Genomic DNA, 26,294 nt, shown 5'->3' with positions numbered 1-26,294 from the left:
GGGACAGCCTAATCATCGTCGCGCGCACCGCCCCCGGAGCCGCCCCGCACGGGGTTTCGGCGCGACCGGCGTGTCGCCGTGAAGGGTCACAAATTACCCGGGAATCGGCACAACCGGCCGTATGGTGAATGGGCCTCTCTCCTGCGCCCGAGGCCGATCGATCGAACCGTGGACCCGTTCACTCGTGGAAAGGTGTCGACCGAAGTGAGATTCCCCCGGCAAGCAAAGACCCTCCTGGCGGCCGGTTGCGTCGCCGTCGCGCTGTCCGGTCTGGCGGGAGCTCCCGCCCAGGCGTCCCCCGAGACCGATGCCCTCTACAACTCCGCCCAGCACCATTTCACCTCCGGTGACCCCGCCGCGGGCCGGGCCGACCTGCGGGCACTGATCGGCATGGACCCCACCGATGCCGAAGCGCTCGCCCTGCAGGCCATCTGGTCGCACTTCGACAACGACCTCCTCGCGATGCACGACGCGATGCACCGACTCCGGGCCGTCGATCCCGAGCTGGCCGCGGGCACCGACAATGTGTTCCGCGCGATCGGCGCCGCGGTGGGCACCCTGCCGAATCCGTTGCCCGCCCTGATCGGACCGCAGACCGGCATCGTGGTCCTCGGCTACGGCCTGCTGCCCGACGGCGCGCTGCGCCCCGAGTTGGTCAACCGGCTGACCGCCGCCTGGATCCAGGCCGTCGCCGCGCCCTTCTCCCCCATCGTGCTGACCGGCGGCAATCCGCAGAACGGCATCACCGAGGCCGAGGCCATGCGGCACTGGCTGGTCGGCCGCGGTATCCCGGCATCCCGTATCCACGTGGAGAACCGCGCCGGTTCGACCGTGCAGAACGCCCTGTTCAGCACCCAACTGCTGCGGAATGTCGGCGCGCACAGCGCGGTCGTGGTCACCTCGCCCAATCACATCCGCCGGGCGGTCGCCGATTTCATCGTGGCGGGCACCCATGTGGTCGGCGCGATGACCTCGCTGGAGCAACTGGTCTCGCAATTGCCGCCGCCGGCACGATCCTCCCAGCGCGGGATCTACCTCGACGCCACCCGCACGTTCCAGCTGAGCACGTCGCGCTGATCGTGCCGCCGGGGGCTCCGTGGCTGCGAACGAACAACCGCTCGCCCGCACGCGGGCCGACCGCGCCCGCGGTCGTGGAATTCGCTGGCCTCGGCGCCGGTGGTACGTCGAATATGGACGGATGCACCGAGTTCTCGCCGACCTGACGATGCGGCTGCGTGCGGCCGGCTGTGTCTTCGCCGAGGAGGAGGCCGCCCTGCTCGCCCGGGCAGCGGCGGCCTCCGGTGTGTCGCTGGACGAACTGGTCGAGCGACGGGTGGCCGGCTCGCCGCTGGAGCATGTGCTCGGCTGGGTCGAGTTCGACGGGCTGCGGATCGCGGTCGAGCCCGGGGTGTTCGTCCCGCGCCGGCGCACCGCCCTGCTGGTCGAGACGGCGGTGACCGCCGCAGCGGACCGGCCTGGCGTGTTGCGGGTGGTCGATCTGTGTTGCGGCTGCGGGGCGCTGGGACTGGCGTTCGCCATCCGTATGCGCGCGCTGGGCCGGCAGATCGAACTGGTGGCCGCCGATGTCGATGCGACGGCGGTGCGGTGCGCGCGAGGCAATCTCGCCGAGTACGGCACTGTGGTCGAGGGCGACCTGTTCGAGGCGCTGCCGCAGGCGTGGCGTGGGCGGATCGACATCCTGCTGGCCAATGTCCCCTATGTGCCCACCGGGGCCATCGCCGACATGCCGAGCGAGGCCCGCGACCACGAACCGCACGTCGCGCTCGACGGCGGACCCGACGGTCTGGCGGTACTGCGCCGGGTCGCCGAGGCCGCGCCGTCCTGGCTCGCGCGGGGCGGTTCCGTGCTGTGCGAGACCAGCCGGGATCAGGCGGCGGACGCGGTGGCGGCGTTCGCCGACCGGGGGCTGTCGGCTCGGCGCGTCGACTCCGAGCCGTTGTTCGCCACGGCCGTGGCCGGGGTTCGCTAGCCCGCGCGGCCGGTGAATCGGTCCATCGAGCGGTAGACGCCCACGGTATCGAGGAACAGGTCACGCAGCTTCACCGGGAGCAACCCGGAGATGGCCTTGTTCAGCCGTGAGGTCCACGGCAGCACCACCAGGGGCTCGCCGGCCTTCATCCGCCGCCAGGAGGTGTCGACGACGTCCTGCTGTTTCAGGATGGGGGTGAGCCAGAAACCCTTGGCGCCGTCGAACATTCCGGTGTCGATGTAGGTCGGGCAGACGGTGGTCACCTTCACGTGGTCGTGCCCGGCCTGCTCGAGTTCCAGGCGCACCGAGTCCGACCAGCCGAGCGCGGCCCATTTGGAGGCCGCGTAGACGCTCATCCGCGGATTGGAGACCAGCCCCGCCGAGGAAGCGATGGTCATCACCCGGGCGAGGCCGCCGCGGCGCACCATAGCGGGCAGGAACTCGCGCGTGATGTACATGGGGGCAAGGGAATTGATGGCCATCGTCGTCTCGATGTCGGCGAGGTCCTCGGTCTCCCAGAAGTAGGTGTTGCCGCGCACGATGCCCGCGTTGTTGATCAGGATGTCGATGTCGCCGACGAGTCGACGGGTGTCGGCCGCCGCCGCGGCGATGGCGTCGCGATCGGCGATGTCGACCACGCGGGTGTGGATGCGCACGCCGCGACCGGACAGTTCGTCGGCGGTCTCCTTCAACGTCGGCTCGTCGATGTCCCACAGCACCACCGCAACGGCGCGCTCGAGCACCGCGCGTTCGGCGAACAGTTTGCCCATTCCCCGCGCGGCGCCGGTGACCAGCACCGTCTTGCCCGCGACCGTGTCCAGCTTCATTCCCGCACCGTCCCGTCCTCGAATTTCCCCGCCCGCCAGTGCTTCACTTCTGGCGCAACGTGTTCATGACGCCCAGGAAGAGCGTCATGGTCTTGGCCCACAGCTGCTCGGACATGCCCGGCAGCGGGGCGATCGGCAGCACCCGCTGGGTCGCGATGGTCTGGGTGTCGACGTACTTGAGCAGACCTTCCGGGCCGTGCCTGCGGCCGCTGCCGGAGATGCCCAGACCGCCCGACGGCGCGTCCGCGCTGCCCCACGCCGCGATGAAGCCTTCGTTGACATTGACCGACCCGGCCTGGATGCGGGCGGCCACCCGCCTGCCGCGTTCGGCGTCCTTCGTCCAGACCGACGCGTTCAGACCGTAGGGGGTGTCGTTGGCGGCCGCCACGGCCTCGTCCTCGCTCGCCACCTTGTAGATCGAGACGACCGGACCGAAGGTCTCCTCGCCGTACACGGCCATCTCGGGTGTCACGCCGGTCAGCACGGTGGGTTCGTGGAAGAACGGGCCGAGGTCGGGACGGTGGCGGCCGCCTGCGAGCACGGTCGCCCCCTTCGCGACAGCGTCGTCGATGTGGGCGCGCACGCTGTCGAGCTGGCGCTGGAAGGTCAGCGAGCCCATGTCGGCGCGATAGTCCAGACCGGCGCCGAGTTCGATGTCCTGCACAGCCGCGACGAATTCGCGCACGAACCGATCGTGGACGGCCTCGTGGACGTAGATGCGTTCGATGGATTCACACAGCTGACCGGCCGAGGCGAAGCAGGCGCGCACCGCGATCCTGGCCGCGCGGCCGACGTCGGCGTCGTCGAGCACCAGCAGCGGGTTCTTGCCACCGAGTTCCAGCGAGTAGCCGATGAGGCGCTGACCGGCCTGCTGGGCGATGGTGCGGCCGGTCGCGCTGGAGCCGGTGTAGTCGACGTAGTCGGCGCGATCGATCACCTCGCCGCCGATCACCGAGCCGCGGCCGAGCACCGCTTGCCACAGCCCCTTCGGCAATCCGGCGCGCTCGGCGGCGTCGATCGCCCACAGCGCGGTGAGCGCGGTCTGGTTGTCCGGGCGCGCGACCACGGCATTACCCGCGGCCAGGGCGGGCAACGCGTCGGAGACCGCGAGCGCCAGCGGATAGTTCCACGGCGAGATCACCGCGACCACGCCCTTGGGGCGATGCAGGACGTCGACCTTGGTGAGCACCGGCAGCACGCCGCGCGGTTTCCGCGGGCCGAGCAGCCGAGCCGCCTGCGCCGCATAGTATCTGGCGTTCACCGCGACATCGGCGACCTCGTCGAAGGCGTGCGCACGGGACTTGCCGGTCTCGGTCTGCACGATGTCGAGGATGGTGTTCTGTTCGGCGAGCACGATCTTGTGCAGGCGCCGCAGCACGGCCACCCGCTCACGCACCGGACGCCGCGCCCATTCCCGCTGCGCCGCACGGGCGGCGGTGAAGGCGCGGTCGATATCGGCGGTACTGGACTGCGGCAGGTCGGCGATCTTGGCGCCGGTGGCCGGGGCGAAGGTCTCGACGGTGCCGGCGCCGCCCGCGACGGCGCGGTCCAGCAGCGGTTTCACCAGTTCGGCGGACAGTGCGGCAGGCGGGGGGACGGTCGTCATCGGCGCTCTCTCCGGCGTGAGGGGTGGGGCGGGATCAGCTCAGCTTTTACCTGAACACAGGTGTTAGATTAATGACACAGCACAGCCCCGTGTCAAGCTTCTCGTGGCGGTGCACCGTGGCCGCCGCCGTCGACCTGTGAGGTTGCACCATGCCGTCCGAGACCAGTTCGCCCGACGCGGCCGAGGCTGCGGCATCCATGTCCGGGATCACCCCGCGCACCGTGGACGCGATCGGGGCGACCGAGGCAGCGGCGGGAGCATCCGCGGCGGAGGGCGCCCCGGCACGGCGGGGGCGGCCGCCGCAGAGCAGGGAACAGGCCGAGCAGGTGCGCGCCCGCATCGTGCGCGCGACAGCGGAGGTGTTCAGCCGCAACGGTTCCCGTGGCACCACGGTCGCGCGCATCCTGGCGCAGGCCGAGCTGGCCAGGCCGACCTTCTACCGCTACTTCGGCAATGCCGAGGAGCCGTTGCACGTCCTGCTCACCGAATCCAACGACCGGCTCACCGGCGGCATCCGCGCGGCCTTGAGCGCCTCGGCGGATCCGGTCCCACTGGGCATCGGCCTCATCGACGCCTATCTGGACTGGGCGCGCGGGCACGGCCGGATGCTGGGCCCGCTGTTCGCCGAGCTCCACGACCCGGCCTCCCCGGTCTCCGCCTACCGAGAACGCGCCCTCGACGACATCCGCGCCGCCGTGCGAGCGAAGTTCACCGAACTCGGCAGGCAGGCCCCCACGCCACTCGATCTGGACGCCGCGCTGCATCTGTGCGAATACGTGGTCTTCCGCATCTCCACCGCGGCCGACGGGGAACCCGACCCACGGGTCGTCACCCCCGCCCGGCTCACCATGATCCGCTTCCTGCTCCCCGTCCTCGGCACCCGCGCCGATCTCGAGTTCGCGCTCGGCCTGCCCGGCATCTTCCCGGAACAGGACTGAACGACGCCGGGCAGGACGCGCTGCGCTCGGCAGCTGCCGAGGACGTCCACCCGCGCCGGGGCGATGTCGGCCCGGGGTGCTGATCTGCGCCGCCGGGCAGGCGTGTGACCCGCACCCCTATGCTGTCCGCGGCGGTCGACGGCGCAATGCGCCCGAACCGCCGATACGCTCCCCTACTCGTACGACATATTTTCGGAGGCAACCTGATGCGCGTCCTCGTCACCGGCGCCAATCGCGGAATCGGAGCCGCGATCGCCGCCCACCTCGTCACCGAAGGGCATACCGTCTGGGGTACGCACCGGGGGTCGACGGTGCCCGACGGGGTGCACGGCGTGGAGTGCGACGTCACCGACGATGCCTCGGTCGACGCCGCGTTCACCCACATCGAGAAGACCGACGGACCGGTCGAGGCCGTGATCGCCAACGCGGGCATCACCGACGACACCCTGATCATGCGGATGAACACCGACCAGTTCACCCGCGTGATCGACACCAACCTCACCGGCGTGTTCCGGGTGGTCAAGCGCGCGACCCGCAATATGGTGCGCAACCGGCTCGGCCGCATCGTCATCATCGGCTCGGCCTCCGGTCTGGCCGGCATGCCCGGTCAGGTGAACTACACCGCCGCCAAGGCCGGTGTCGTCGGCATCGCGCGATCGCTGGCCCGTGAGCTCGGCTCGCGCAACATCACCGCCAATGTCATCGCACCCGGCTTCACCGAGACCGATATGGCGGCGGGGGTGAACGAGCGCGTCGCCGAGATCGCTCTGCAGGCCATTCCGCTCGGCCGTTTCGGCAAGCCGGAAGAGGTCGCCGCGACCACGGCGTTCCTGCTCACGCCCGGCGCGGCCTACATCACCGGCACCGTCATCAATGTCGACGGTGGCATCGGCATGGGGCACTGACCCCACGGCCCGGCTCAACACGGCACCACAGTTCTAGAACCTGTTCTAATCTGAGTGTGGAGTGAGCCGGGACCGAAACCGGTCCCCCGACCGGGAGTGAGTGAACGTGCCTGTTGCCCTGACCGCCGATCAAGTGGCGTTGGCGGAGAGCGTCGGCGGATTCGCCGCGCGCCACGCCACCCGCGAGTACACCCGGAAGAACACCGAGCAGCTACGACGCGGCGAGCTGCCCACCTTCTGGGCGGAGCTCGTCGCGACCGGACTGACCGGCGTGCATCTGCCGGAGGACGTCGGCGGGCAGGGCGGTTCGCTCGAGGAGATCGCGGTGGTGATCGCCGAGTTCGGAAAGGCACTGCTGCCGGGGGCCCTGCTGCCCAGCGTGATCGCCAGCACCGTCGTGTCGGCGGCGAACGCCGACTCGCACACCGAGGCCGCGCTGCGTCGCTTCGCCGAGGGCGGCACCGGCGCCGTCGTCACTCCGGAGCACGGGATCGCTCTCACCGAGGATTCGACGAGCCTCACCGGGACGAGCGGCCTGGTGCTCGGCGCGGTCGCGGCGCAGGTCTTCGTCGTCGCGGCGAACCGACGCTGGTTCCTGGTCGACTCCGACACCGCGGGCGTGACGGTGAGCGCCGAGAGCGGCGCGGACCTCGGCCGTGATCTGGGCCGGGTCACCTTCGAGAACGTGACGCCCAGCGCCGAACTGACCGGCGTCGACAGCGACCGCGCGGCCGATCTCGTGGTCGCCTTCCTGGCGGTCGAGGCGGCCGGCGTGATCCGCTGGTGCTCGGACACCGCCACCGAATACATCAAGGCGCGCAAGCAGTTCGGCCGTCCGGTCGGCGCGTTCCAAGCCGTCCAGCACCGGGCCGCGCAGCTGCTGATCACCAGCGAGCTGGCGACCGCCGCCGCCTGGGACGCCGTGCGCGGCCTCGACGACGAGGCCGATCAGCGTGCGCACGCCGTCGCGGCGGCCGCGCTGACCACGCTGGGCAACGCGGTCCACGCCGCGGTGGAATGCCTCGCCCTGCACGGCGCCATCGGCTTCACCTGGGAGCACGACCTGCACCTGTACTGGCGGCGGGCCATGACGCTGGCCGGACTGGCCGGGCCGGGTGAGATCTGGGAGCGCAGGCTCGGCGAAGTCGCGATGGGCGGCCCGCGCAACTTCACCGTGCCGCTGCCGGAGACCGATCCCACGTTCCGCGACTGGGTGTCCGGCATCCTGGATCAAGCTGCCGCGCTGGACAATCCGACCCCGAGCACGCTCGGCGACATGGACATGGTCGCCATCGGCCCGCGCCGCACCCTGCTCGCCGACCACGGTCTGGTCTCCCCGCCCATGCCCAAGCCCTACGGCATCGAGGCCGGGCCGCTCGAGCAGCTGATCCTGCAGGACGAGTTCGACAAGCACGGCATCGCCCAGCCGTCGATGGGCATCGGGCAATGGGTGGTGCCGATCGTGTTGCAGCGCGGCACCCCTGAACAGCTCGCCCGCCTGGCCGCGCCCGCGCTGCGCGGCGAGGAGATCTGGTGCCAGCTGTTCAGCGAGCCGGAGGCGGGCTCGGACGTGGCGTCATTGAGCCTGCGCGCCACCAGGGCCGACGGCGGCTGGCGGCTCAACGGCCAGAAGATCTGGACCACGCTGGCGCATCGCTCGCACTGGGGTCTGCTGCTGGCCCGCACCGATCCGGAGGCCGAGCGCCATCGCGGACTGACGGTGTTCCTGGTGGACATGCACGGCGAAGGCGTCACCGTCCGGCCGATCACCCAGTCCAGCGGCGACGCCGAATTCAACGAGGTGTTCTTCGATGACGCCTTCGTCCCCGACGAGATGGTGCTCGGCGAACCGGGTCAGGGCTGGGCGCTCACGCTGGAAACCCTTGCCCAGGAACGGCTTTTCATCGGCGGCGTCCGCGACCCCGGCCACAACCAGCGCATCGTGGGCATCATCGAGCGCGAGGAGTTCGCGGGCAGCCGCGACGAGGCGCTGCGCACGCTGGGCCGGATCAGCGCGCGCGGCGCGGCGATCTCGGCGATGAACCTGCGCGAGACGATCCGCAGGCTCGACGGGCAGCCGGTCGGCCCGGGCACGAGTATCGCCAAGGCCGCGGCGGCGATGCTGCACACCGACGCCGCGGCGGCCGCGCTCGAATTGGTCGGCCCGGCAGCCGCGTTGCGCGAAACCGTCTCCGAGGTCGTGCATCACGAGCTCGACATCCCCACCTGGGTGATCGGCGGCGGGACCTTGGAGATCCAGCTCAACACGATCGCCGCCCTGGTGATGGGGTTGCCGCGCAAATAGCGGTCAGCGCCTGTTGGTCTCGCGGACCAGCGGGCGCACCACCGTGTCACGCACCGGGGCCAGGCGCTGCTCGAGCCGGTCGAGCAGCGAGTGCAGCTTCGCGTCGCGGGTGAGGCGGTCGTCGAGGACGACATTGATGGTGCCGCGCAGCAGGGCGTAGGCCTCCCACTGCTTGGGCGCCATCGTGCGCGGGGAACGGCGGATGATGCCGTCGGCGATGGAGACGGCGGCCTCCCGGGCGGTGATGCGCTGATTCAGCGGCCAGGGCAGCATCTCCCCTACCTCGCGGCCCAACTCGTCGTCATCCAGGGTGTGCCGGGTCATGGCGGTCTCGACCACGCCCAGGTAGGCCACACCGGCGGTCGCGCCGTGCGCGGACAGCTCCACCCGCAGCGCACGGCCGAACTGCTCGACGGCGGCCTTGCTGGTCATATAGGGCGAACCCGCCATGCCCGGGGCGAAGGCCGCCGCCGAGGAGACGACCACGACGTGACCGCCGGTCTCGATGACGCTGTCGAGGGCGGGCTGCACGGTGTTGAACACACCGGTCAGGTTCACCGCGATCACCCGGTCGAAATCGGCCGGGTCCATCAGCCGGATGGTGGCGGGCGGGGGCACGATGCCCGCGTTCGCGACCACCACGTCGATCCGGCCGAACTCCTCGCGCACCCGCGCGATGGCCGCCTTCATGCCCGCCCGGTCGGTCACGTCGGCGGTCAGCCCGAAGCCACGCACGCGCAGGTCGCGGGCGACGGATTCGGCGGCGGCGGAATCTATGTCGATCACCGCGACCCGCGCCCCGCGCGCGGCCAACAGCCTGGCCAGTTCCCGGCCGATACCGGTGCCCGCGCCGGTGACCACGGCCACCCGGTCCTGCAGGTCGAACAACGGCTGATCGGAGACACCGGTGAACGGCACCGAGGCGAGCAATCCGCGCAGATCCGGCATTTTCATCGGGTCCTCATCTCATACGATTCCGCGTCGAAACGTCGTGTGCGGCGAGCGTATTCGAAGCTCCAGCTCGGGTACAGGCCGGAGTTGGCGCCGTCGGCGGTGGTGTAGTAGCTGTTGCAGCCGCCGGTCAGCCAAGCGGTGTCGGTGCTGCGCGCGTTGACGTCGGCGAGGAAGGCCTCCTGCACCTCCGGCCGGACCACGACTCGCGCGATCCCCTTGTCCCGCATCATTTTCAGCGCGTCGACGATGTAGCGGGCCTGCGACTCGATCATGAAGACCGCCGACTGGTTGCCCACCACGCCGAACGGGCCGAGGGTGGTGAAGAAGTTCGGGAACCCTGCGATCGAGGTACCGAGGTAGCTGCTGGGCGCCTCGCGGTAGCGGTCGGCGATCGAGCGGCCGTCCGCGCCGTGGATGCGCTCGAACACCCCGGCGGGCATGCCGAAGCCGGTGCCCCAGATCAGGGTGTCGACCGGATGCTCCACACCGTCGGCGGTGACGATGGAATGCTCCCTGATCTCCGCGATGCCCGCGGTGACGACCTCGACATTGGGCTGGGTCAGCGCCGGGAAGTAGGCGTCGGAGAAGATCGCCCGCTTGCAGCCGATCACATAGTCGGGAGTCAGGATCTTGCGCAGCTTCGGGTCGCGGACCTGCCGCAGCAACTGCAGCTTGCCCAGCGCCTCGTACGGGTGACGGAAACGCTTGTCCACGAACCCGACCAGCCCGAAGCTCTCGATGCCGGTGTAGAATGCGCCGCGCACCGCCTTGCCGAGCACCGGCAGTTTGCGCAGCAACGCGCGCTCCACGCCGGTGGTGCGGCGGTCGAGCCGAGAGACGATCCACGGCGCGGACCGCTGGAACACGGTCAGCTTGCCCACCTTCGGCTGGATCTCGGGGATGAACTGCACGGCGGAGGCGCCCGTGCCGATCACCGCGACCCGCTCGCCGGTCAAGTCGTGGTCGTGATCCCAGTGCAGCGAATGGAACTGGGTGCCGGCGAACTTCTCCCTGCCGGGCAGGTTCGGGATATTGGCCTCGCTGAACGGGCCGACCGCCGAGATCAGGACGTCGGCGGTGTAGTCGCCCTTGCTCGTCGCGATCCGCCACTGCTGGGCGTCCTCGTCGAAGCGCGCGTCGGCGACCTCGACGTCGAAGCGCATGTGCGGCACGATCTCGAAGTCGGCGGCGACCTTCTCCAGGTAGGCCAGGATCTCCGGCTGGGTGCCGTAGGTGCGCGACCAGTCGGGGTTGGGCGCGAAGGAGTACGAATACAGCTGCGAGGGCACGTCACAGGCGCAGCCGGGGTAGGTGTTGGCGCGCCAGGTGCCGCCCAGGCCCGACGAGCGTTCCAGGATCACGAAGTCGGTGATCCCCTTGGCGCGCAATTCCACGCCCAGCGCGATGCCCGCGAAGCCCGCGCCGATGACGACGACCGGGAAATGCTGGGGCGTGTTGCCCGAGGCGGCGTTCTCCGCGGCAGCGTTCGCCGGGGCGGCGTTCTCCGGGGCGGAGGTCTCCGGGGCGGAGGTCTCCGGGGCGGGGGTCTCCGCGGCGGGGGTCTTCTTGGTCGCCATATCGGCGACTCCTTTCCGAGAAAGGTCGGGTCGGTTCACAGATCCAGCACGAGGTCACCCTCGTCGGCCCGTGAGACGCAGGTCAGCATGGCCTTGTCGCGTTCGACCGGCGACAGGGTCCGGTCCCGGTGCTCCACCCGGCCGGACAGCACGCCCACCTTGCAGCTGCCGCAGAAACCCTGCTGGCAGGAGTAGGCGACACCGGGCTGCACCCGCCGGATCGCGGCCAGCGCGGACTCCTCGGCGCCCACCCGCACCGAGGTGCCGCTGCGGGCCAGCGTGACGGTGAACTCCGAGCCGCCGAGCACCGGTGGCGGCGAGAAACGTTCGGTGTGCAGCGAGACCCGCAGGTCGTCGCCGACGGCACGGATCGCGGCGGCCAGCATCGGCGGCGGGCCGCAGACATAGATCGCGGTGCCGGCGGGGGCCGAGGCCACAATGGATGCCACGTCGGGCGCACCGAATTCGTCGTCGGGGCGGATCTCGACATCCGCGCCCTCGATCGCCGCCAGCTCATCCAGGAACGGCATGGAGGCGCGAGACCGGCCGGTGTAGACCAGACGCGCGAAGCGGTGATCGGCGCGAGCGGCGCGCAGCATCGGCAGGATCGGCGTGATGCCGATGCCGCCCGCGACGAACAGGTACCTGGGCGCGGCCACATAGTCGAACGCGTTGCGGGGACCGCGGATTCGCACGCGATCGCCGACCTTCAGCTCGTGCACCTCGACCGATCCCCCGCCGCCCTCGGCGATGCGGCGCACCGAGATCCGATAGTGGCGGCGGTCGGCCGGATCACCGTTGAGCGAGTACTGGCGCTGCCTGCCCGACGGCAGGAACAGGTCCAGATGCGCGCCGGGCACCCAGGCTGGCAGCTCGCTGCCGTTGGGGTGACGCAACGTCAGGCTGCGCACGCCCTCGGCTTCGTCGTCGATGCGATCGACCAGCATCGGCAGATCGAAGCCGGTGCGCCGGACCGGCTGCGGACGCGAGAGCAGCGGGGCGGCGGGGCTGTTGGTGAACAGCTCTTTGTAGGCGTCGAACGCGCCGACCAGCAGCCGCAGCGCCGGCCCGGCGTCGTAGTGCGGACGCGCGGCGGCGGTTCCCACGCCCTGCCCGTCGAGGACGAGGGCGCTGGTGTGATCACGCTCGGATCCGCTCATGCCTGACCACCCCGGGCCGCGGGCGAACTCGCCAGGTAGCGCAGCGCGTTGTCCATCGGGCCGAGCTGCGAGGGATGGAACCCGGGCTTGAGGTAGCGCGGGATCTCGGTGAAGAAGGTGGTGAAGCTCGGCACCACACCGCGCATGGTGGCGCTCGCCAGCTGCACCGGCCACCACCTGCCCTTGCTCGGCGAGGGATCCTTCGCGAACAGGTAGCCGCCGGTGGCGGCGAAGAGCACGAGCAGCCCCATGCTGGAGAGCACCGCGTGCCTGGCCTTGCGCGCGTAGCTGCCGTCGACGTGCATGTAGGCGTCGTAGACCACGCTGCGGTGCTCGACTTCCTCGGCACCGTGCCAGCGGATCAGATCGAGCATGGCCGGGTGCATGCCCTTCTCCTCGAGGACGTCGTTGGTCAGCAGCCACTCGCCGATCACGGCGGTGTAGTGCTCCATGCCCGCGAACAGCGCCAGCCGCTCACACAACCATTCGTGCTTCGCCCGGCCGGTGAGCCCGTGATCGCCCAGCATCCGGTCCACCAGCCAGCCGACCAGCTCGACCAGCGGCCCGACCTCGAGGCCGAGCTTCTCCAGCTGGATGCGCGCCTGCTCGTGCGAGGTGGCGTGCATGGCCTCTTGGCCGATGAACCCGCGCACCTCTTCGGCGAGCCGCTCGTCGTCGATCAGCGGCAGCGCCTCCGACAGCGCCTGGGCCATCGCGCGCTCGCCCTCGGGCAGCAGCAGGTGCATGACGTTGATGATGTGGGTGGCCATCACCTCGCCGGGAATGTAGTGCAACGGCACCGAGGAGAAGTCGAAGGCGACGTCCCGGGCGTGAATCGCGTGCGCCTGCTCGGTATAGGAGGCAGTACCCATCGAATGATCCTCACGGCTCGACGTTGAACGGGAGACCTTGACGATATTTGTTGACATCAGGCAATGTCAACAGCACGTGATGTCAACATCTCGATGTGAGAGGATGAGGAGCATGGTGGCCGAATCCGACGCACTCGCCGGTATGCGCAACTGGCGGGGTCTCGCCCCCGCCGACCGCATCGCCGCCCGCCGCGCCCAGCTCATCGAGACGGCCACCGACATGATGGCGACCTCCGGCTCTTCGGAGCTGTCGATGCGCGGGGTGTGCAGGAAGGCCGGGCTCACCGAGCGCTACTTCTACGAGAACTTCCCCAACCTCGACGCCCTGATGGTCACGGTGCTCGAAACCGTGGTCATCTCCGCCCGCGACCGGCTGCTGGAAGCCCTCACCGAGGCGCCCGCCGAGCGCGAGGCGATGTTCCACCACGTGGTCTCCGCGTTCACCGATTTCCTGCTCGAGGACCGCAGGCGCGGGCCGATCATGTTCATCGAATCGCAGGCCAACCCGGTGCTCAGCGCACGCGGCGACGAGTTGATCGCGCTGTTCACCGCGCCGATCGCGTTCACCATCGGCAGCGGTGACTACCGCGAACCGCTACCCGATCACATGGACGCCGCGCTCAACGCGAACGCCATCTTCGGCGCGCTGGCGTATCTGTATCGCCCCTGGCTGGACGGCACATTCGAGGTACCCCGCGAACGGTTCGACCAGCATGCGGTGCGGGTACTCACCAGCATCGCGACGGTGCGGTCCTCCGACGTCCTCGCCCCGGCGCCCGAAGGGCCTTAGCCCGACACGCCTGCCGGGCACGAGCGTTTCTCGTCGAGCGCTCGGGGCACCCGCTGAGCATGGCTACCGACAACTCTTCCGAGCACAGCGACCGCCGATCCCCGATACACGTCGACTCGAGCGACCTCCGCCGGCTGCTCGATGCCGTGCCCGGCAGCTGCCTCGTGCTGTCCGAGGGCCGGGTGCACGTCCACAACGGCCCCCCGGACGTTGACGGCGGCTTGGTCGTCGTCACGCGCGCCGAGCTGACCGACCACCTGGGAGATCGGCCGGACGAGCCCGAACTGACCACCGAGGCCGCACTGCTCGACGACAAGATCCGCCTGCTCGGCGCGTGAGAAACCGCCTGTTTCGCCGCTCGGCCGTGGACGCACCGGTGCGACGTCGCCCCCGAGGTCGGGACGACGCCCAGCTACGTTCGCGATGTCAGCGCGAGTAGTCCCGGAACGTCATGACGCCCCCGACCATGACAACCGCCACCGTGAGGAGGTATACCGTGACGCGCAACCAGGTCGGCCCGTAGTAGCTGACCGCCAGCGATGCACCGAGAGCCGCGAGAATCATCACCACCCCGTAGAAGGGCGTGTACTGCTCCTTGTCGACCATCCCTCCAGTGTCCGCCGCAGGCGAAGCGGGTGGCAATGCCCACGACTTCACCGGGGGAGACAGGGGTTGGCGTGGCCGGTGAGACCGAGCGCGACGATCTGTCGCACGCCGTGCTCGAAACCGCACACGGCGATCGAGGCAGGCACCATCGAGATCCGAATACCGTGGGCCACCGGCAGTTCCATCCATCGCGCCAGCAGCACGCGGGAGAAGTGGCCGTGTCCGACGAACACCACATCGCGACTTTCCAGGCATTCCAGAGCCAGCACCACGGCGCGGTCGGCGCGAGCGCTGACCGCGCTCACGCTCTCACCGCCCGGACAGCCGTGCGTCCAGACCAGCCAGTCCGGCACGGTCTCGCGGATCTGCGCGGTGGTGAGGCCCTCGTAGTCGCCGTAATCCCACTCCCTCAACAGGGACAGCTCCTCGTCGACGCTCAGCCCCGCCAGCTCAGCGGTCACCATCGCTCGCCGCCGCGGACTGCTGACGATCAGCGGGTCACGCAACTTCAGTTCGGCGAGCGCCACCGCGGCCGACTCGGCCTGTCGGCGGCCGGCCTCGGTGAGATCGAGTTCGGTCCGGCTGGTATGCCGGTGCCCGACCGACCACTCGGTCTCGCCGTGCCGGAGCAATACGAGGCGGTGCTGTTGGATGCTCACACCGACGATTCTGCTGCACGACCACCCGAGCGACTCACGCCCGGATGAGCCGTCAGGCGGACGGGAGACGCGTTCGCAGCGCCCGACGCTATGGCGCGTATCGCAAGGTGGCCGCGGCTTGCGCGCCGTCGGGCAGGTCGTCGGCACGGACGACCAGTACCTCACCGCCCGCGAGGAGGACCCGGCGGCTGATCTCGTCGAGCACACCCGGGCGGTCGGTCGCCGCCGACTCGTCGAAAGCGACTGCGCCATCGGCGGATATGCTGCCCGGGACCGATGCGTCGAGGTCCACGAGAAGTGTCTCGACAGCACCGTTGGTCGCCGCTCTGGCCAGATCCGAGATGTCGGTGCTCGCCCGGCCTTCACCGCGCCGTTTGTCCAGTGTCTCGACCAGCTCCGCCAGTTGCCGCGCGTAGTGCCTGTCCAGAAACTCGCGCGAGCGTTCGGCGAGTTCTTGGTCCGAAGTGTTCTCCGGGTTGCCCGGGATCGTCTCGTCGAGCAGTCCGTCGTAGCGGTTCACCGATCGATACAGCGAACCACTCGGCTCGGCGGCCGCGAGGATCAGCGGGACATCACGACCGGCGAGTACCTCGCGAATCTCGGAGTCGACGGCGCGAGCGTACTGACGCACGCGCATTTTGTGTCCTTCATCGCCCTGAACCCGGCCTTTCGGCGCGCGATCACTCAGATTGGCCTTGCCCGCGTAGTCGGCGGCGCCGGTCGGCAGCCCCGGCACCGGGACCGTCTGCGCCGGCTGATCGGCGCTGACCTGAACCAAACGCACCGAGCCCTCCGCGAACGCGAGCACGAATGCCGACTGTGGGAACGTCACCGCCCGAAGGAGGCGTTTCAGATAGAAGCGGTCGGCGACGGTCTCGGCCGCACCCAGCCTGTTCGGCACCCGGTAGGTGCGAATCCGTGTCGGCGTCGCCAGCACGACCAGCGTGCGCGACTGATAGCGCCAGAACATGACATCCTCGAGGAGGGCATCGAACTCCTCCTGCAGCGCGGCGCGAGCATCGGGAGCGGTCACGAGATCCAGCGCCCGCCGAACCTGGTTCGAGAATTCGATGCGACCCTCGTCCGGATTCGCGGTTCCGGGTTCTGTCGGGGTGTAAATCGACACGCACCATGGGTCGGTGACAGCCGCGAGTGCCTTCATCTCGCCCCGGGTCGGAATATCGGTATGCAGCACGACAGACCTCCACATCGGTTGGTCCCACCACCCTATCCGGCGCGGCGGTGATCTTCCCGCTTCGCGCGCCACCCCGGTAGGTGACTGATAACCCGTCTCTGCGTAATTGCATTGCCCCTGTCGGGACGAGCTGCCAACATCCCAAGATGAACACGGAGCAACCAGCAGCGCTCGCACCGGGAATCGCGCCGCCTCAGCGGATCGACCTGGGCGACCTTCTACTGCGCCGTTGGCAGCCTGACGACCTGCTCCCACGATTCGAAGCGATAGTGGCCTCCTTCGACCACCTCCATCCATGGATGGACTGGCTCGCCGAGCCCATGACACTCGAGCGGCAACGCGACTTCGGCAAGGCGGTTGCGACGAGCTGGCCGAGCCCCGACGGCAGCTGCCACTACGGCATCTTCGACGCCGAGGGAACCGTACTCGGCGCGATCGGGCTCCACGACCGCGTCGGCCCGCGCGCGCTCGAAATCGGCTACTGGTGCCATGTGGCGCATACCGGTCGAGGAGTGATCACCCGCGCGGCCGACGCGCTGACCCGAATCGCGTTGGAGCTTCCTGGCATCGATCATGTCGAAATCCACTGCGACGAAGCCAACATTCGCAGCGCCGCAGTCCCCCGCCGACTCGGATACCGCCTCGATCGAGTCGAGCCCCGCGAGGTCCGCGCGCCCGCGGAATCGGGCCGAGATATGTTCTGGATCAAAGACAGGCAGAGCCGGGAGGTGTGAGCGTCTTCCGAGAAACCGAATATGGACATAGGATTCTGATTCCGCATCGGCGGAGGTCGGTAGGGGTAGGGAATGAAGAAGAAGCTCATCGCCGCTGCTGCGGCTCTGTCCGCGGGAGTCATCGCAGTGGTCGGGTGTTCGAGTGACGCCGACGTGGTGTCCAAGAACCTGTCCAAGGAATCGGACCAGTTCAAGATCGACCGTCGCGTGGTGTTCTTCAACGGGATCACCGACAAGTACCTGCTGACCATCGAGGGCAAGTGCTCGATCAAGGACGAGAACAACCAGCTCGAGGTCACGTGCAAGACCGGTGACGACGAATACAAGAAGCACTTCCTCGGTCTCTCGGACAACGTGAGCTACTTCGTGGAACAAATCGAAGGAGCCGACGTGAGTCCCTACCACTACAAGGTGATCTTCAAGCCCGAGACCATCATCCCCGACGTCGACCATCCCTGAGCTCGACATTCGGCACCCCAGCCGCACTTGGTCTTCGTGCGGTTGCCGCCGCAGTCATCGGGGCAGCGAGCGGCGCTGGAAACGCAGCGAGCCGGTGGCGACCTGTACAGGGAGGGCACACGCTCCCGGAACCGATCGGCTCGTCCTTGCGTCTGATCAAGCAGGACTACTACGAGGAGGACAGGCGCCGTGAGCGAACCGAATCAGATCGGCGGGTCACCCAGCGGCACCGGGACGGGCGCACCTGAACTACACGTGGACCCCCGCGCCCTGGCCGAGCTCGACCGCGCCTGCGGCGAATTGGCCGCCGCACTCATCCAGGCGCAGGATCGAGCCGCCGCGCTGGGCGAGCTCACCACCTGGGGACTCGGAGAAAGCGATCCGGCGCTACGCACGGCACATGCGCTGGTGAACATCTTCCGCGAGAAGGCCGCCGGTGGCCCCGGCGACGCCCACTCCGCGCTGGGTGAGTACCTGACCGAAACGGAGGAACTACGCACACTGCTCGCCACCGTCGCGACGGTACTGCCGCAGGTGGACGAGCAGTTCGCCCAGCGGTTGGGGCAGCTCGACAGCTGACCACCGGAGCTTCGCCGCTCGATGACAGGATGCCCACGCTCGACGCCGGGCTACCGTCGACCGGACGTCACTTCGCTTCCGATCCCGTCCAACTCGGCGAGGTCTGCCTCGGACAGCGAGAGCCGGGCACCGGCGATGTTCTCCCGCAGGTGCGCCACCGACGACGTGCCAGGAATCAGCAGAATGTTCGGCGACCGGTGCAGCAGCCATGCCAGGGCAACCGACATGGGCGTGGCGTCCAGCCGGGCGGCGACCCCGGACAGCGTGGCCGACTGCAGCGGACTGAACCCGCCGAGGGGGAAGAACGGCACGTAGGCGATGTGCTCGGCGGCGAGCCGGTCGATCAGCTCGTCGTCGTGGCGGTGAGCGAGGTTGTACATGTTCTGGACGCACACGATCGGCGCGATGCCCTGCGCTTCGGCGACCTGCTCGGCGGTAGCGTTGCTCACGCCGAGATGCCGGATGACCCCCTGACTCCGGAGTTCGACGAGCGTCTCGAACGCTTCGGCGATCGACCCAGCCTGCGGTCCCGAGGCGTCGCCGAGCCGGAGATTCACCACATCCAACGTCTCGAGCCCGAGGGATTCCAGGTTCTCCTCGACCTGACGCCGCAACTGGTCCGGCCGCCTGGCCGTCGGCCATCCGCCCCGCTCGTCCCGTTCCGCGCCGACCTTCGTCACGATGTGCAACGACTCCGGGTAGGGGTGCAATGCTTCGCGGATCAGCTGATTGGTGAGGCGAGGCCCGTAGGCGTCGCTGGTGTCGATGTGGGTGATCCCGGAGTCGACGGCCTCGCGCAGAACGGCGAGCGCACCGTCCCGATCGGCGGGCGGCCCCATGACCCACGGTCCCGCGAGTTGCATCGCGCCGTAACCGAACCGGGAGACGGTCAGGTCGCCCAGCGTCCAGGTGCCGCCGGGAAGTGAGGGGGAAAGTGTGCTCATGCTTCTCTCTCCTGTCGTGCTCAGCGAGCGGTATCTCATGGCGAGCAACTCCATACTGGAGAGGTAACTTCTCGACGGGAAGTAGGCACTTCGAAGTGCCTCGGTCACCCACGGGTAACGGGAGCAGACGATGAGCACGACCACCGCCGCGGCCAAGAGAGCCCAGGCCAAGATCGAGTACGACGCCTTCCTGGCCATGTGCCCGAGCCGGCAACTGCTGGATCGGATCTCCGACAAATGGGTCGGCCTGATCCTGTGCGCACTCAGTGGCGGCGGGCCCCCGGGGCCGGCGGAACCTCGCGCGATGCGCTTCTCGGAGCTGTCCCGTCAGCTCACCGGCGTCAGCCAGAAGATGCTCACCCAAACCCTGCGCTCCCTGGAGCGCGACGGTCTCCTCACCCGCACCGTGACCCCCACCGTCCCGGTCACGGTCTCCTACGAACTCACCGACCTCGGCCTGTCACTGCACCACCTGATGCGCGGGCTCAAGGACTGGGCCGAGACACACATGGACGAAGTCCTCGCCCACCGCGCGGAGCACGACGCCCGCACCACATAGCGCGCCGGGATACCTCGGCGCCGCCGTCAGACCCCGGCGACGCCGAGGAGCTGCCCGATCCCGTAGGTGACGGCCATCGCGAGCGCACCACCACCGACGACCCGCACGACGGCCCGGCCGCGGCCGGCGCCGCCGAGGCGGGCGCTGAGGCTGCCGGTGAGAGCCAACGCCACCAGCATCGCCACGAACGTGACCGGGACGCGCAACTCGGCCGGCGGCAACAGGATCGCCAGCAACGGCAGGATCGCACCGAAGGTGAACGCCGCGGCAGAGGCGAACGCCGCATGCCAGGGGTTGGTCAGCTCATCCGGGTCGATCCCCAATTCGGCCTCCGCGTGCGCGGCGAACGCGTCGTGCGCGGTCAATTCCTCGGCGACCGTGCGGGCAGTCTCCGCAGACAGGCCTTTCGCCTCGTAGATCGCGGTCAACTCGTCGAGCTCGTATTCGGGCATGGTCGACAGCTCGTGGCGCTCCTTGGCCAGCAGAGCGCGTTCGGTGTCGCGCTGGGTGCTGACCGAGACGTACTCGCCCAAGGCCATGGAGACGGCGCCTGCGGCGAGACCGGCCAATCCGGCGGTCACGATCGGGCCGCGATCGGTGGTGGCCGCCGCGACACCGACGACCAGACCGGCGACCGAGACGATGCCGTCATTGGCGCCGAGCACCCCGGCTCGCAGCCAGTTCAGCCGCGACGACATCCCGCCGGTGTGTGGTTCCGCGGCGTGGGCGCCGTTGCTGATCGGCGAATCGGTCAAATCCTTACTCGAGGTCACGACCGAAAGACTATTGCGACCGGGCCAGGTCTACCAGCAATGCAAGGCTATCCGAACCGAGATCATCCGGACGATTTCCTGCCTGCTGCGGAGACGACATCACCACCTTGGTGCCGCCTCGGTGCCAGCGGAGTTGGTCCAGACCGCGGCCACCACGAAGTGCACCAGCAAGGGCGGTTCGCCGAGATTGCGCTTTCCATATGATACTACTGGCGGTACCATTGTCGACATGGCAAAGGCCGAGAAGCTCCTCGCCAAGATGCGGGAGTCACCGTCGAATTTGCGGTACGAGGAGCTCTACGGAATCTGCGTCGAGCTCTTCGGGCTACCGCGGACGCGAGGCTCGAGCCATGCGGTCTTCCAGGTTCCCTGGCCAGGCGATCCGCGAGTGAATATCCAGGAAGGTCGAGACGGTGGCTGCAAGACATACCGGGTCAAACAAGTGATCGCAGCGATAGACAAGCTGCAGAAGATGCAAACAGAGGAGGGTGACCGATAATGACCGATCTGCACAACCTGCCGGACTACACGCACTACGCGTATCGGGTGTTGTGGTCGCCCGAAGACGACGAGTTCGTCGGCCTGTGCGCCGAGTTCCCCTCGCTGTCGTGGCTCGCTCCTACCCAGGACGAGGCATTGCAAGGCATCCGCAAACTGGTGCACGAGGTCATCAAAGACATGGCGGTGAACGGCGAGATGGTGCCGTGCCCGCTCTCGGAGAAGTCCTACAGCGGCAACTTCATGGTTCGAGTCGGCTCCGAACTACATGCCCGACTCGCTCGGGAGGCCGCAGAGATGAAGGTCTCGCTCAATCAACTCGTCAATCAGCGACTTGCCTCTCAGGGGCGCTGCTGAAAGAGCCGCGCAGTCGAGACCTTCCAGACAGTGTTCGGGCTCGAAAGTCCGCGTGATCTGGTCGTCGATGCCTTCTGCGACCGGGCCGAGATTTCTCGGCACGAGATGCCCTACGTCGCCAGGTGAGACTCGCCATCGGAATGTCGTAGCGATTCGTCACGAGAATGTCAGTAGAACCGACCGCTGATCAGATGGTCCGTGGTCGAACACTTTGCAGGGCGCGCTTGCGCGGATCTGTTGCGAGCCAACAGGTTCGGAAGGCGTGGGCGGTGGCCGATGCTGCGAAGCGTGCGCTGCGGCAAGCCGCCGTAGACCGGTTGGCGATCCTCGACCAGCACGATGACCGGCCAGCGCGAAGCGGCCGGTATCTCAGACGGTGCGGGGCGCGTACATGATGATCGCGACCCCGACCAGGCAGATGATCGCGCCGATCACGTCCCAGCGGTCGGGCCGGAAACCGTCCAATGCCATCCCCCACAGCAGGGATCCGGCGACGAACACTCCGCCGTAGGCGGCCAGGATGCGTCCGAAGTTCGCGTCCGGTTGCAGTGTGGCGACGAACCCGTACAGGCCCAAAGCGATGACACCGGCACCGATCCACGCCCAGCCCTTGTGTTCACGCACGCCCTGCCAGACCAGCCAGGCCCCACCGATCTCGGCGACGGCGGCCAGGACGAACAGCAGGATCGAGCGCACCACAGTCATCCGCCGATCCTAAATGCCCGGTTTCAAGAGGTCGTGACGGTGGCGCACCCGCATCCCGAGCCCGCACACGAGCTGGTCGATCCTGCGCTGTCGGTGTCGGCGCAGCCGTTGCGGCGGGTGCGGGTGCGTGACCAGATCAGACCGGCAACACCGAGACCGATCAGGGCGAAGCCGAGCGGTTCCAGCCACGACAAGCTGACCAGCACGGTGCCGCCGCCGAGTATTCCGGCCGCGATCAGCAGCGGGGCGAGGCAGCATCCGAGGCACAGCAGAGCGCCTGCACCGATCGGCGCCCACCAGCGCCGTGCCGTGGAATTCTTCTCAGCAGCCACAGCGGCCGCCTTCGAGGTTCGCCGGGGTGTGGTTCTCGTTGCCGAACGGCACTGGGCAGGAAGGTGATTCGCTACAGGCCAGGAGATCCTCGCAACCGGCGGCCAGTGCCGAACGCAGGGTGTCGCGGACTTCGGTGAGCTCGGCCAGCTTGGCGTCGACTTCGGTGAGCTTGGTGGTGACGCGGGCCCGCAGCCCGGCGTCAGCGCGACGGCGACCACCGACGCGGGTACCGGTGAGCAGGTCTGCGACCTCGTCGAGGGTGAACCCGAGCCGCTGGGCGGCTTTGATCACCCGCAGCACGGTGATCGCGTTCTCCGGGTAGAGCCGGTGTCCGCCCTGGGTGCGAGCGGGTTCGGTGAGCAGGCCGCGGCGCTCGTAGTAGCGCAGGGTCTGCGTGTTCACCCCCGCCGCTGCGGCTAGTTCGCTGGTGCGCAGTGCTGTCATCGATGGTCTCCGATCGCGGTATCGGCGCGGGCGGCGAACGCATCGAGCACGTCGGTGTCGGCGGCCGGAACACCGATACCCATCACCACATCCTTGTCGGTGCTGGTGAAGTCGAAGGTGAAGAACGAGCAGCAGCTGCTCTCACGCCCAGCCAGCTCCCGCGCCATCGCCTCGGCGCCCGGATCCACCACCACCTCGAGCCGCGTCCGATCGGGGCGCCGGGTGGTGCGCGCGGAGGTGGTGAAGAACTGGGCGAACTCGGCGACCCGGATCGGCTGCTCCACGGTGGGTAGAGTGCACGACGTAGGCACCCAATCGTTCTGAGCTGGTGAAATCGTCATGCTTCGACGGTAAGCCTGTACCCCGGTACAGGATGCAACCCGGACAGAGTTTCGAGGCCGGCTTGGCCACCTGACCTCAAAATTGGTGCTTGACCAGGTCTTTACTGCCATCTCGTGACGAGCTCTACTGACTGGTGAACCGGCCCTCGATGTGGCCTGACCGATGATTACTCCGCGCCGTGCTGGTCTGCACATCGAGTACCGACTCACGGGAGGCTGACAACACTATGCGGAAACTGACGTTCGGCATGAACCTGAGCGTGGACGGCTACATCGCCGCGCCCGGCGACGACCTCGGCTGGAGTGTGCCGAACGACGAGATGTTCCAGCGCAAGAGCCGGAGGCATCACTCACATCGCCGCACCCGTGAGACGACGACGGAGCCGGGTGACCCCGTCGAGCGATCCTCGGGTGGCCGCCAGCGAGTCGAGTTCACGCAGGTAGACACCCATGCGACGGGAGCGGACCCGGGCGGCTTCGTCGACGGCGGCGTGACCGATGACGATGGCCTCGCCGGGGTCGCCGGTGGCCATGACGAGCGAGGCCAATTTGAGGTGCGCCAGCGCCCTGGACCGGACATACATGTCACCGTAGCCGCTGACGGCGGTCTGCAGGCGTGCCCGCGCCTCGCCGACGAAGCGCCCGTGCAACGCCATGTCGTAGAGCGCGTGCCCGGTGTCGCCGCCGAGCTGGGCATCGTCGTAGTAGGTCATGAAGAACGCGTCGTCACCGGGGCTGCGGCTGCGGAAGCTCTCGTCGGCCTCGCCCACCGCGCGCACCGCTTCCTCGACGCGGTGCAGTTGGGCAAGGGCACGCGCCCGGATGACCCGCAGGCTGGCGCGCTCGGTAGGGGTGAGGCGATCGGCCCGCACCAGTCCGAGTTCGGTGAGGGTCAGTGCGGCATCCGGGTCACCGCACCAGATCTCCTGCCGGGCCATGCAGGACAGCACTTCGGCTCGCAGGTGAACATCGCCTGCCTCCTCGGCACAACGCAAGGCCAGGCGCTGCATCCGACGAGCGTCGTTGTGAGCGTGCGAGTCGAAGGCCATCCATGCCGAGGTATTGGCGAGAAAGCCGACAGCGCTGAACAATTCGATACGGTTCGATTCCGAACATCGGGCGTCGAGCAGGGCGACGGCGTAGCGCAACTGGGCGGCGACGGCCTCGCGAACCAGGACACCGCCGTAGGTATTGTCCCAGGTGTCGAACATCCGGGCGGTGTCGAATATCTGCGCGATCTCGATCTTTCCGACACGCGCCGGGATGGGCGTCGGCTCGGTGATCTCCACCAGATCCGCGAGAGTGACCGGCGCGGTCACATCCCCGGCTGCTCGCAGCGAGTCGGACAGGCGCAGGGGATCCTCGCCGGCACGTGACAGCGCGTGCGACGCCCGCTGATTGACGAAACCGAGCTGATGGTCGGAATCCACACCGAACACATGCCGGAACGCTTCCCGGTACTTCGGGTCCGGCCAGGTCCGCTCTCCACACAGATAGCGGCGAATCGTCTCGTCGGTGTAGCGCCCCGGGGTGCCCGTGACCTCGCCGATCCGCGCATTGACCCGCCGGGCCACCCCATCCTGGGTCAATCCCGCCTGCCGGATGAGCTGTTGCAGCTTGCTGTTGAACACGCGCTGGCGTCGTCTCATCGCTCTCGAACCCCTCCGCCCCCGAAGCTCTTGTCAAGATCTGACAGCGAAAGGCTACGTGGACACGTCGATTTCGGCGAACGAGCACCGCCGACCCCCCGACTTCACCGACCGTTCCCCCCGTTGAACGCCGATGGACACGTAACTTCCTCTGGGGCTGGCATTTTCGCCGAACTCCAGACAGCCTCTAATGACCGACCGGCGCCCGGCGCGCACCGTCCGCATCTCACTCGAACCGGGAGTCCCGTTTGTCCTCAGATCGATCCGGCCTACCCACCACCGTCTTCGCCAGTCAGCACCCCGCGGTATACGGCTCGCCTCTGGACAACGACGCCGAGTCCCGGGTGCCCCTCTACACCGAGCAGTTCGCGGCCGACCCGCACGCCGTATACGGGCAGCTGCGTGAGCAGTTCGGGTCTCTGGCGCCGGTATGGCTCGCTCCAGGAGTTCCGGCGACCTTGGTGATCGGCTATTGGACCGCGCTGAGGATCATGAACGACCCCGAGCATTTCCCCGCCGATCCGCGGATGTGGGAGCGCGACATCCCACCGGAATGCCCGGTGCTGCCGATGATGCAATGGCGACCGAACGCCTTGCGCAGCGCAGGGCTCGAACACGAGCGGTATCGGTCGACCACGGTGGCCGCTCTCGGCCGGGTGGATCTGGCCGCCCTGCACACATCGGTCGCGCGGATCGCGGCGACGCTCGTCGACACGTTCGCCGACCGTGGCCGGGCCGATCTGCTCGGCGACTACGCGGTCCCGTTGGTGTTCGAGGTGATCAGCGAGTTGATCGGGTGCGACCCCGACGTCAGCGCGCAGACCGCCGCCGGCATGGCGATGATGTTCGACGCGACCGCCGATGCCGCCGAGGGAAACCGACTGATCGTGACGGCGCTGGGCGAACTCGTCCGCCGCAAACGCGCCAGGCCGGGCAACGACATCACGTCCTCGCTGTCGGCCCACCCCATCGGTCTGACCGACGAGGAGATCATTCAGCAGTTGGTCACCCTCTACGGTGCGGCGAGCGAGCCGCTGACCAACCTCATCGCCAACGCCCTGTCCTGGATGATGACCCACCGGGATTTCGGGGGCGATGTCGCCGGCGGGTCGTTGTCCACCCGGGACGCGCTCACCCACGTGCTCTTCCGCGATCCGCCGATCGCGAACTTCTGCATGTCCTATCCGCCGCAGCCCCAGCTCATCGACGAAACCGTCTGGGTGCCGGCGCATCAGCCGGTCGTGATCAGTCTGGCCGCCTGCAACAACGACCCGGCCGTCCTCGGCGGCAATATCCGCCACAACGAGTCCCATCTCGGACTGGGCGCCGGACCACACCGGTGCCCCGCGCAGACTCCCGCGCATCTCATCGCCGGGGAGGCCATCGATCAGATCCTCGACTCGCTGCCCGAGATGGCACTGGCGATCCCCGCCGACCAGCTGCGGTGGCGACCGGGACCGTTCCACCGAGCACTCGAATCACTGCCCGTCGTCTTCCACCCCATTGCCTCCCCGCCTCTGCCCACCCGCTGAACG

Annotated in this window: 30 protein-coding genes and 1 pseudogene; 15 read left to right on the top strand and 16 right to left on the bottom strand. The window is 68.4% G+C overall.

Translation table 11 applies throughout. The features are described from left to right. Positions 1 to 204 precede the first annotated feature (204 nt). Both NS3_RS06285 and NS3_RS06280 read left to right on the top strand, forming a co-directional pair. The gene (locus NS3_RS06285; protein WP_084495123.1) at positions 205 to 1,077 is read left to right on the top strand and encodes a YdcF family protein; all 873 of its coding nucleotides are present in this window, start codon (positions 205 to 207) and stop codon (positions 1,075 to 1,077) included. A 121-nt stretch (positions 1,078 to 1,198) separates the two neighbouring features. Then, the gene (locus NS3_RS06280; protein WP_067855011.1) at positions 1,199 to 1,990 is read left to right on the top strand and encodes a putative protein N(5)-glutamine methyltransferase; all 792 of its coding nucleotides are present in this window, start codon (positions 1,199 to 1,201) and stop codon (positions 1,988 to 1,990) included. Here the strand turns inward: NS3_RS06280 and NS3_RS06275 are convergent. After that, positions 1,987 to 2,817, bottom strand: a complete 831-nt coding sequence (locus NS3_RS06275) for an SDR family NAD(P)-dependent oxidoreductase (RefSeq protein WP_067855008.1) — start codon at positions 2,815 to 2,817, stop codon at positions 1,987 to 1,989. The genes NS3_RS06280 and NS3_RS06275 overlap by 4 nt on opposite strands. A 43-nt stretch (positions 2,818 to 2,860) precedes the next feature. Then, positions 2,861 to 4,423, bottom strand: coding sequence for a succinic semialdehyde dehydrogenase (locus NS3_RS06270; protein ID WP_067855006.1), 1,563 nt, complete (start codon positions 4,421 to 4,423; stop codon positions 2,861 to 2,863). Between the two features lie 149 nt (positions 4,424 to 4,572). On the opposite strand from NS3_RS06270, the gene NS3_RS06265 reads away from it, so the two are divergent. The 3 genes from NS3_RS06265 (at position 4,573) to NS3_RS06255 (ending at position 8,571) form a co-directional block, all read left to right on the top strand. After that, positions 4,573 to 5,361: a TetR/AcrR family transcriptional regulator gene (locus NS3_RS06265; RefSeq protein ID WP_245649482.1), complete on the top strand. Its 789-nt coding sequence runs from the start codon at positions 4,573 to 4,575 to the stop codon at positions 5,359 to 5,361. A gap of 206 nt (positions 5,362 to 5,567) precedes the next feature. Continuing rightward, complete coding sequence (gene fabG / locus NS3_RS06260) at positions 5,568 to 6,266, top strand: 3-oxoacyl-ACP reductase FabG (protein WP_067855003.1); 699 nt, start codon at positions 5,568 to 5,570, stop codon at positions 6,264 to 6,266. Between the two features lie 100 nt (positions 6,267 to 6,366). Next, positions 6,367 to 8,571, top strand: a complete 2,205-nt coding sequence (locus NS3_RS06255; protein ID WP_067855000.1) for an acyl-CoA dehydrogenase family protein — start codon at positions 6,367 to 6,369, stop codon at positions 8,569 to 8,571. 3 nt (positions 8,572 to 8,574) lie between these two features. Here the strand turns inward: NS3_RS06255 and NS3_RS06250 are convergent, their stop codons facing one another. Genes NS3_RS06250 through NS3_RS06235 form a run of 4 tightly spaced genes read right to left on the bottom strand, consistent with a single transcriptional unit; the run spans position 8,575 to position 13,134 of the window. Beyond that, a complete protein-coding gene (locus NS3_RS06250) occupies positions 8,575 to 9,525 on the bottom strand; it encodes an SDR family oxidoreductase (protein ID WP_067854997.1) in 951 nt (316 codons plus the stop codon). Beyond that, on the bottom strand, positions 9,522 to 11,102 hold the full coding sequence (locus NS3_RS06245) for a flavin-containing monooxygenase (protein ID WP_084495091.1): 1,581 nt from the start codon (positions 11,100 to 11,102) through the stop codon (positions 9,522 to 9,524). Before NS3_RS06245 ends, NS3_RS06250 begins: the two co-directional genes overlap by 4 nt. 35 nt (positions 11,103 to 11,137) lie before the next feature. Continuing rightward, positions 11,138 to 12,262 carry a PDR/VanB family oxidoreductase gene (locus tag NS3_RS06240; protein WP_067854994.1) on the bottom strand — a complete coding sequence of 375 codons (1,125 nt, stop codon included), beginning with the start codon at positions 12,260 to 12,262 and terminating at the stop codon, positions 11,138 to 11,140. Continuing rightward, on the bottom strand, positions 12,259 to 13,134 hold the full coding sequence (locus tag NS3_RS06235; RefSeq protein WP_067854991.1) for a metal-dependent hydrolase: 876 nt from the start codon (positions 13,132 to 13,134) through the stop codon (positions 12,259 to 12,261). The genes NS3_RS06240 and NS3_RS06235 overlap by 4 nt, the downstream gene beginning before the upstream one ends. A 112-nt stretch (positions 13,135 to 13,246) precedes the next feature. Between NS3_RS06235 and NS3_RS06230 the strand changes: the two genes are divergently transcribed. Then, complete coding sequence (locus tag NS3_RS06230) at positions 13,247 to 13,924, top strand: TetR/AcrR family transcriptional regulator (protein WP_067854988.1); 678 nt, start codon at positions 13,247 to 13,249, stop codon at positions 13,922 to 13,924. 59 nt (positions 13,925 to 13,983) lie between these two features. After that, on the top strand, positions 13,984 to 14,262 hold the full coding sequence (locus NS3_RS06225; RefSeq protein WP_067854985.1) for a hypothetical protein: 279 nt from the start codon (positions 13,984 to 13,986) through the stop codon (positions 14,260 to 14,262). Positions 14,263 to 14,350: 88 nt separating this feature from the next. On the opposite strand, the gene NS3_RS06220 is transcribed toward NS3_RS06225, so the two are convergent. The 3 genes from NS3_RS06220 to NS3_RS06210 all read right to left on the bottom strand — a co-directional run bounded on the left by NS3_RS06220 (position 14,351) and on the right by NS3_RS06210 (position 16,561). Next, a complete protein-coding gene (locus NS3_RS06220; protein WP_067854983.1) occupies positions 14,351 to 14,530 on the bottom strand; it encodes a hypothetical protein in 180 nt (59 codons plus the stop codon). Positions 14,531 to 14,577: 47 nt separating this feature from the next. Beyond that, positions 14,578 to 15,189 (bottom strand): acid phosphatase, encoded by a 612-nt coding sequence (locus NS3_RS06215; protein WP_067854980.1) that lies wholly within the window; start codon positions 15,187 to 15,189, stop codon positions 14,578 to 14,580. 88 nt (positions 15,190 to 15,277) lie between these two features. After that, positions 15,278 to 16,561, bottom strand: coding sequence for a baeRF11 domain-containing protein (locus NS3_RS06210; protein ID WP_245649481.1), 1,284 nt, complete (start codon positions 16,559 to 16,561; stop codon positions 15,278 to 15,280). Between NS3_RS06210 and NS3_RS06205 the strand changes: the two genes are divergently transcribed. The 3 genes from NS3_RS06205 to NS3_RS06195 all read left to right on the top strand — a co-directional run bounded on the left by NS3_RS06205 (position 16,531) and on the right by NS3_RS06195 (position 18,156). After that, positions 16,531 to 17,118, top strand: coding sequence for a GNAT family N-acetyltransferase (locus tag NS3_RS06205; protein ID WP_084495090.1), 588 nt, complete (start codon positions 16,531 to 16,533; stop codon positions 17,116 to 17,118). The two genes, NS3_RS06210 and NS3_RS06205, sit on opposite strands and share 31 nt — an antisense overlap. Positions 17,119 to 17,190: 72 nt before the next feature. Further along, the gene (locus tag NS3_RS06200; RefSeq protein WP_067854971.1) at positions 17,191 to 17,577 is read left to right on the top strand and encodes a beta-sandwich lipoprotein; all 387 of its coding nucleotides are present in this window, start codon (positions 17,191 to 17,193) and stop codon (positions 17,575 to 17,577) included. A gap of 189 nt (positions 17,578 to 17,766) precedes the next feature. Next, positions 17,767 to 18,156 (top strand): hypothetical protein, encoded by a 390-nt coding sequence (locus NS3_RS06195; RefSeq protein ID WP_157101198.1) that lies wholly within the window; start codon positions 17,767 to 17,769, stop codon positions 18,154 to 18,156. A 50-nt stretch (positions 18,157 to 18,206) separates the two neighbouring features. On the opposite strand, the gene NS3_RS06190 is transcribed toward NS3_RS06195, so the two are convergent. Beyond that, a complete protein-coding gene (locus tag NS3_RS06190; protein WP_067854966.1) occupies positions 18,207 to 19,100 on the bottom strand; it encodes an aldo/keto reductase family oxidoreductase in 894 nt (297 codons plus the stop codon). A 130-nt stretch (positions 19,101 to 19,230) separates the two neighbouring features. Between NS3_RS06190 and NS3_RS06185 the strand changes: the two genes are divergently transcribed. After that, positions 19,231 to 19,659 carry a winged helix-turn-helix transcriptional regulator gene (locus NS3_RS06185; protein ID WP_067854964.1) on the top strand — a complete coding sequence of 143 codons (429 nt, stop codon included), beginning with the start codon at positions 19,231 to 19,233 and terminating at the stop codon, positions 19,657 to 19,659. Positions 19,660 to 19,685: 26 nt separating this feature from the next. On the opposite strand, the gene NS3_RS06180 is transcribed toward NS3_RS06185, so the two are convergent. Further along, positions 19,686 to 20,357: a VIT1/CCC1 transporter family protein gene (locus tag NS3_RS06180; RefSeq protein WP_157101216.1), complete on the bottom strand. Its 672-nt coding sequence runs from the start codon at positions 20,355 to 20,357 to the stop codon at positions 19,686 to 19,688. Between the two features lie 304 nt (positions 20,358 to 20,661). Between NS3_RS06180 and NS3_RS06175 the strand changes: the two genes are divergently transcribed. Both NS3_RS06175 and NS3_RS06170 read left to right on the top strand, forming a co-directional pair. Then, positions 20,662 to 20,931 carry a toxin HicA gene (locus NS3_RS06175; protein ID WP_067854960.1) on the top strand — a complete coding sequence of 90 codons (270 nt, stop codon included), beginning with the start codon at positions 20,662 to 20,664 and terminating at the stop codon, positions 20,929 to 20,931. After that, a complete protein-coding gene (locus tag NS3_RS06170; RefSeq protein WP_174550439.1) occupies positions 20,931 to 21,287 on the top strand; it encodes a type II toxin-antitoxin system HicB family antitoxin in 357 nt (118 codons plus the stop codon). Before NS3_RS06175 ends, NS3_RS06170 begins: the two co-directional genes overlap by 1 nt. A gap of 369 nt (positions 21,288 to 21,656) precedes the next feature. On the opposite strand, the gene NS3_RS06165 is transcribed toward NS3_RS06170, so the two are convergent. The 4 genes from NS3_RS06165 to NS3_RS06150 are packed head-to-tail and all read right to left on the bottom strand — an operon-like array spanning position 21,657 to position 23,053. Then, positions 21,657 to 21,992, bottom strand: coding sequence for a YnfA family protein (locus NS3_RS06165; protein WP_067854956.1), 336 nt, complete (start codon positions 21,990 to 21,992; stop codon positions 21,657 to 21,659). A gap of 23 nt (positions 21,993 to 22,015) precedes the next feature. Beyond that, on the bottom strand, positions 22,016 to 22,324 hold the full coding sequence (gene merT / locus NS3_RS06160) for a mercuric ion transporter MerT (RefSeq protein WP_067854954.1): 309 nt from the start codon (positions 22,322 to 22,324) through the stop codon (positions 22,016 to 22,018). Beyond that, positions 22,314 to 22,769 (bottom strand): MerR family transcriptional regulator, encoded by a 456-nt coding sequence (locus tag NS3_RS06155; RefSeq protein WP_067854952.1) that lies wholly within the window; start codon positions 22,767 to 22,769, stop codon positions 22,314 to 22,316. Before NS3_RS06155 ends, merT begins: the two co-directional genes overlap by 11 nt. Next, positions 22,766 to 23,053 carry a hypothetical protein gene (locus NS3_RS06150; RefSeq protein WP_245649480.1) on the bottom strand — a complete coding sequence of 96 codons (288 nt, stop codon included), beginning with the start codon at positions 23,051 to 23,053 and terminating at the stop codon, positions 22,766 to 22,768. The genes NS3_RS06155 and NS3_RS06150 overlap by 4 nt, the downstream gene beginning before the upstream one ends. 284 nt (positions 23,054 to 23,337) lie before the next feature. Between NS3_RS06150 and NS3_RS29730 the strand changes: the two are divergent. Continuing rightward, positions 23,338 to 23,439: pseudogene (locus NS3_RS29730) on the top strand (dihydrofolate reductase family protein); the annotation flags it as partial. 21 nt (positions 23,440 to 23,460) lie between these two features. On the opposite strand, the gene NS3_RS29430 reads toward NS3_RS29730, so the two are convergent. Further along, entirely contained in the window at positions 23,461 to 24,759 is a 1,299-nt protein-coding gene (locus tag NS3_RS29430) for an NsdA family TPR-like regulatory protein (protein WP_169811600.1), read from the bottom strand. A gap of 248 nt (positions 24,760 to 25,007) precedes the next feature. Here NS3_RS29430 and NS3_RS06140 point away from each other — a divergent pair, with 248 nt between their 5' ends. Next, positions 25,008 to 26,291, top strand: coding sequence for a cytochrome P450 (locus NS3_RS06140; protein ID WP_067854945.1), 1,284 nt, complete (start codon positions 25,008 to 25,010; stop codon positions 26,289 to 26,291). Positions 26,292 to 26,294 lie beyond the last annotated feature (3 nt).

The sequence above is a fragment of the Nocardia shimofusensis NBRC 100134 genome, assembly GCF_001613125.1.
GTDB lineage: Bacteria > Actinomycetota > Actinomycetes > Mycobacteriales > Mycobacteriaceae > Nocardia > Nocardia shimofusensis.
Note: the sequence above shows the minus strand (reverse complement) of the source record. Positions and strands in the feature narration are given on the sequence as shown.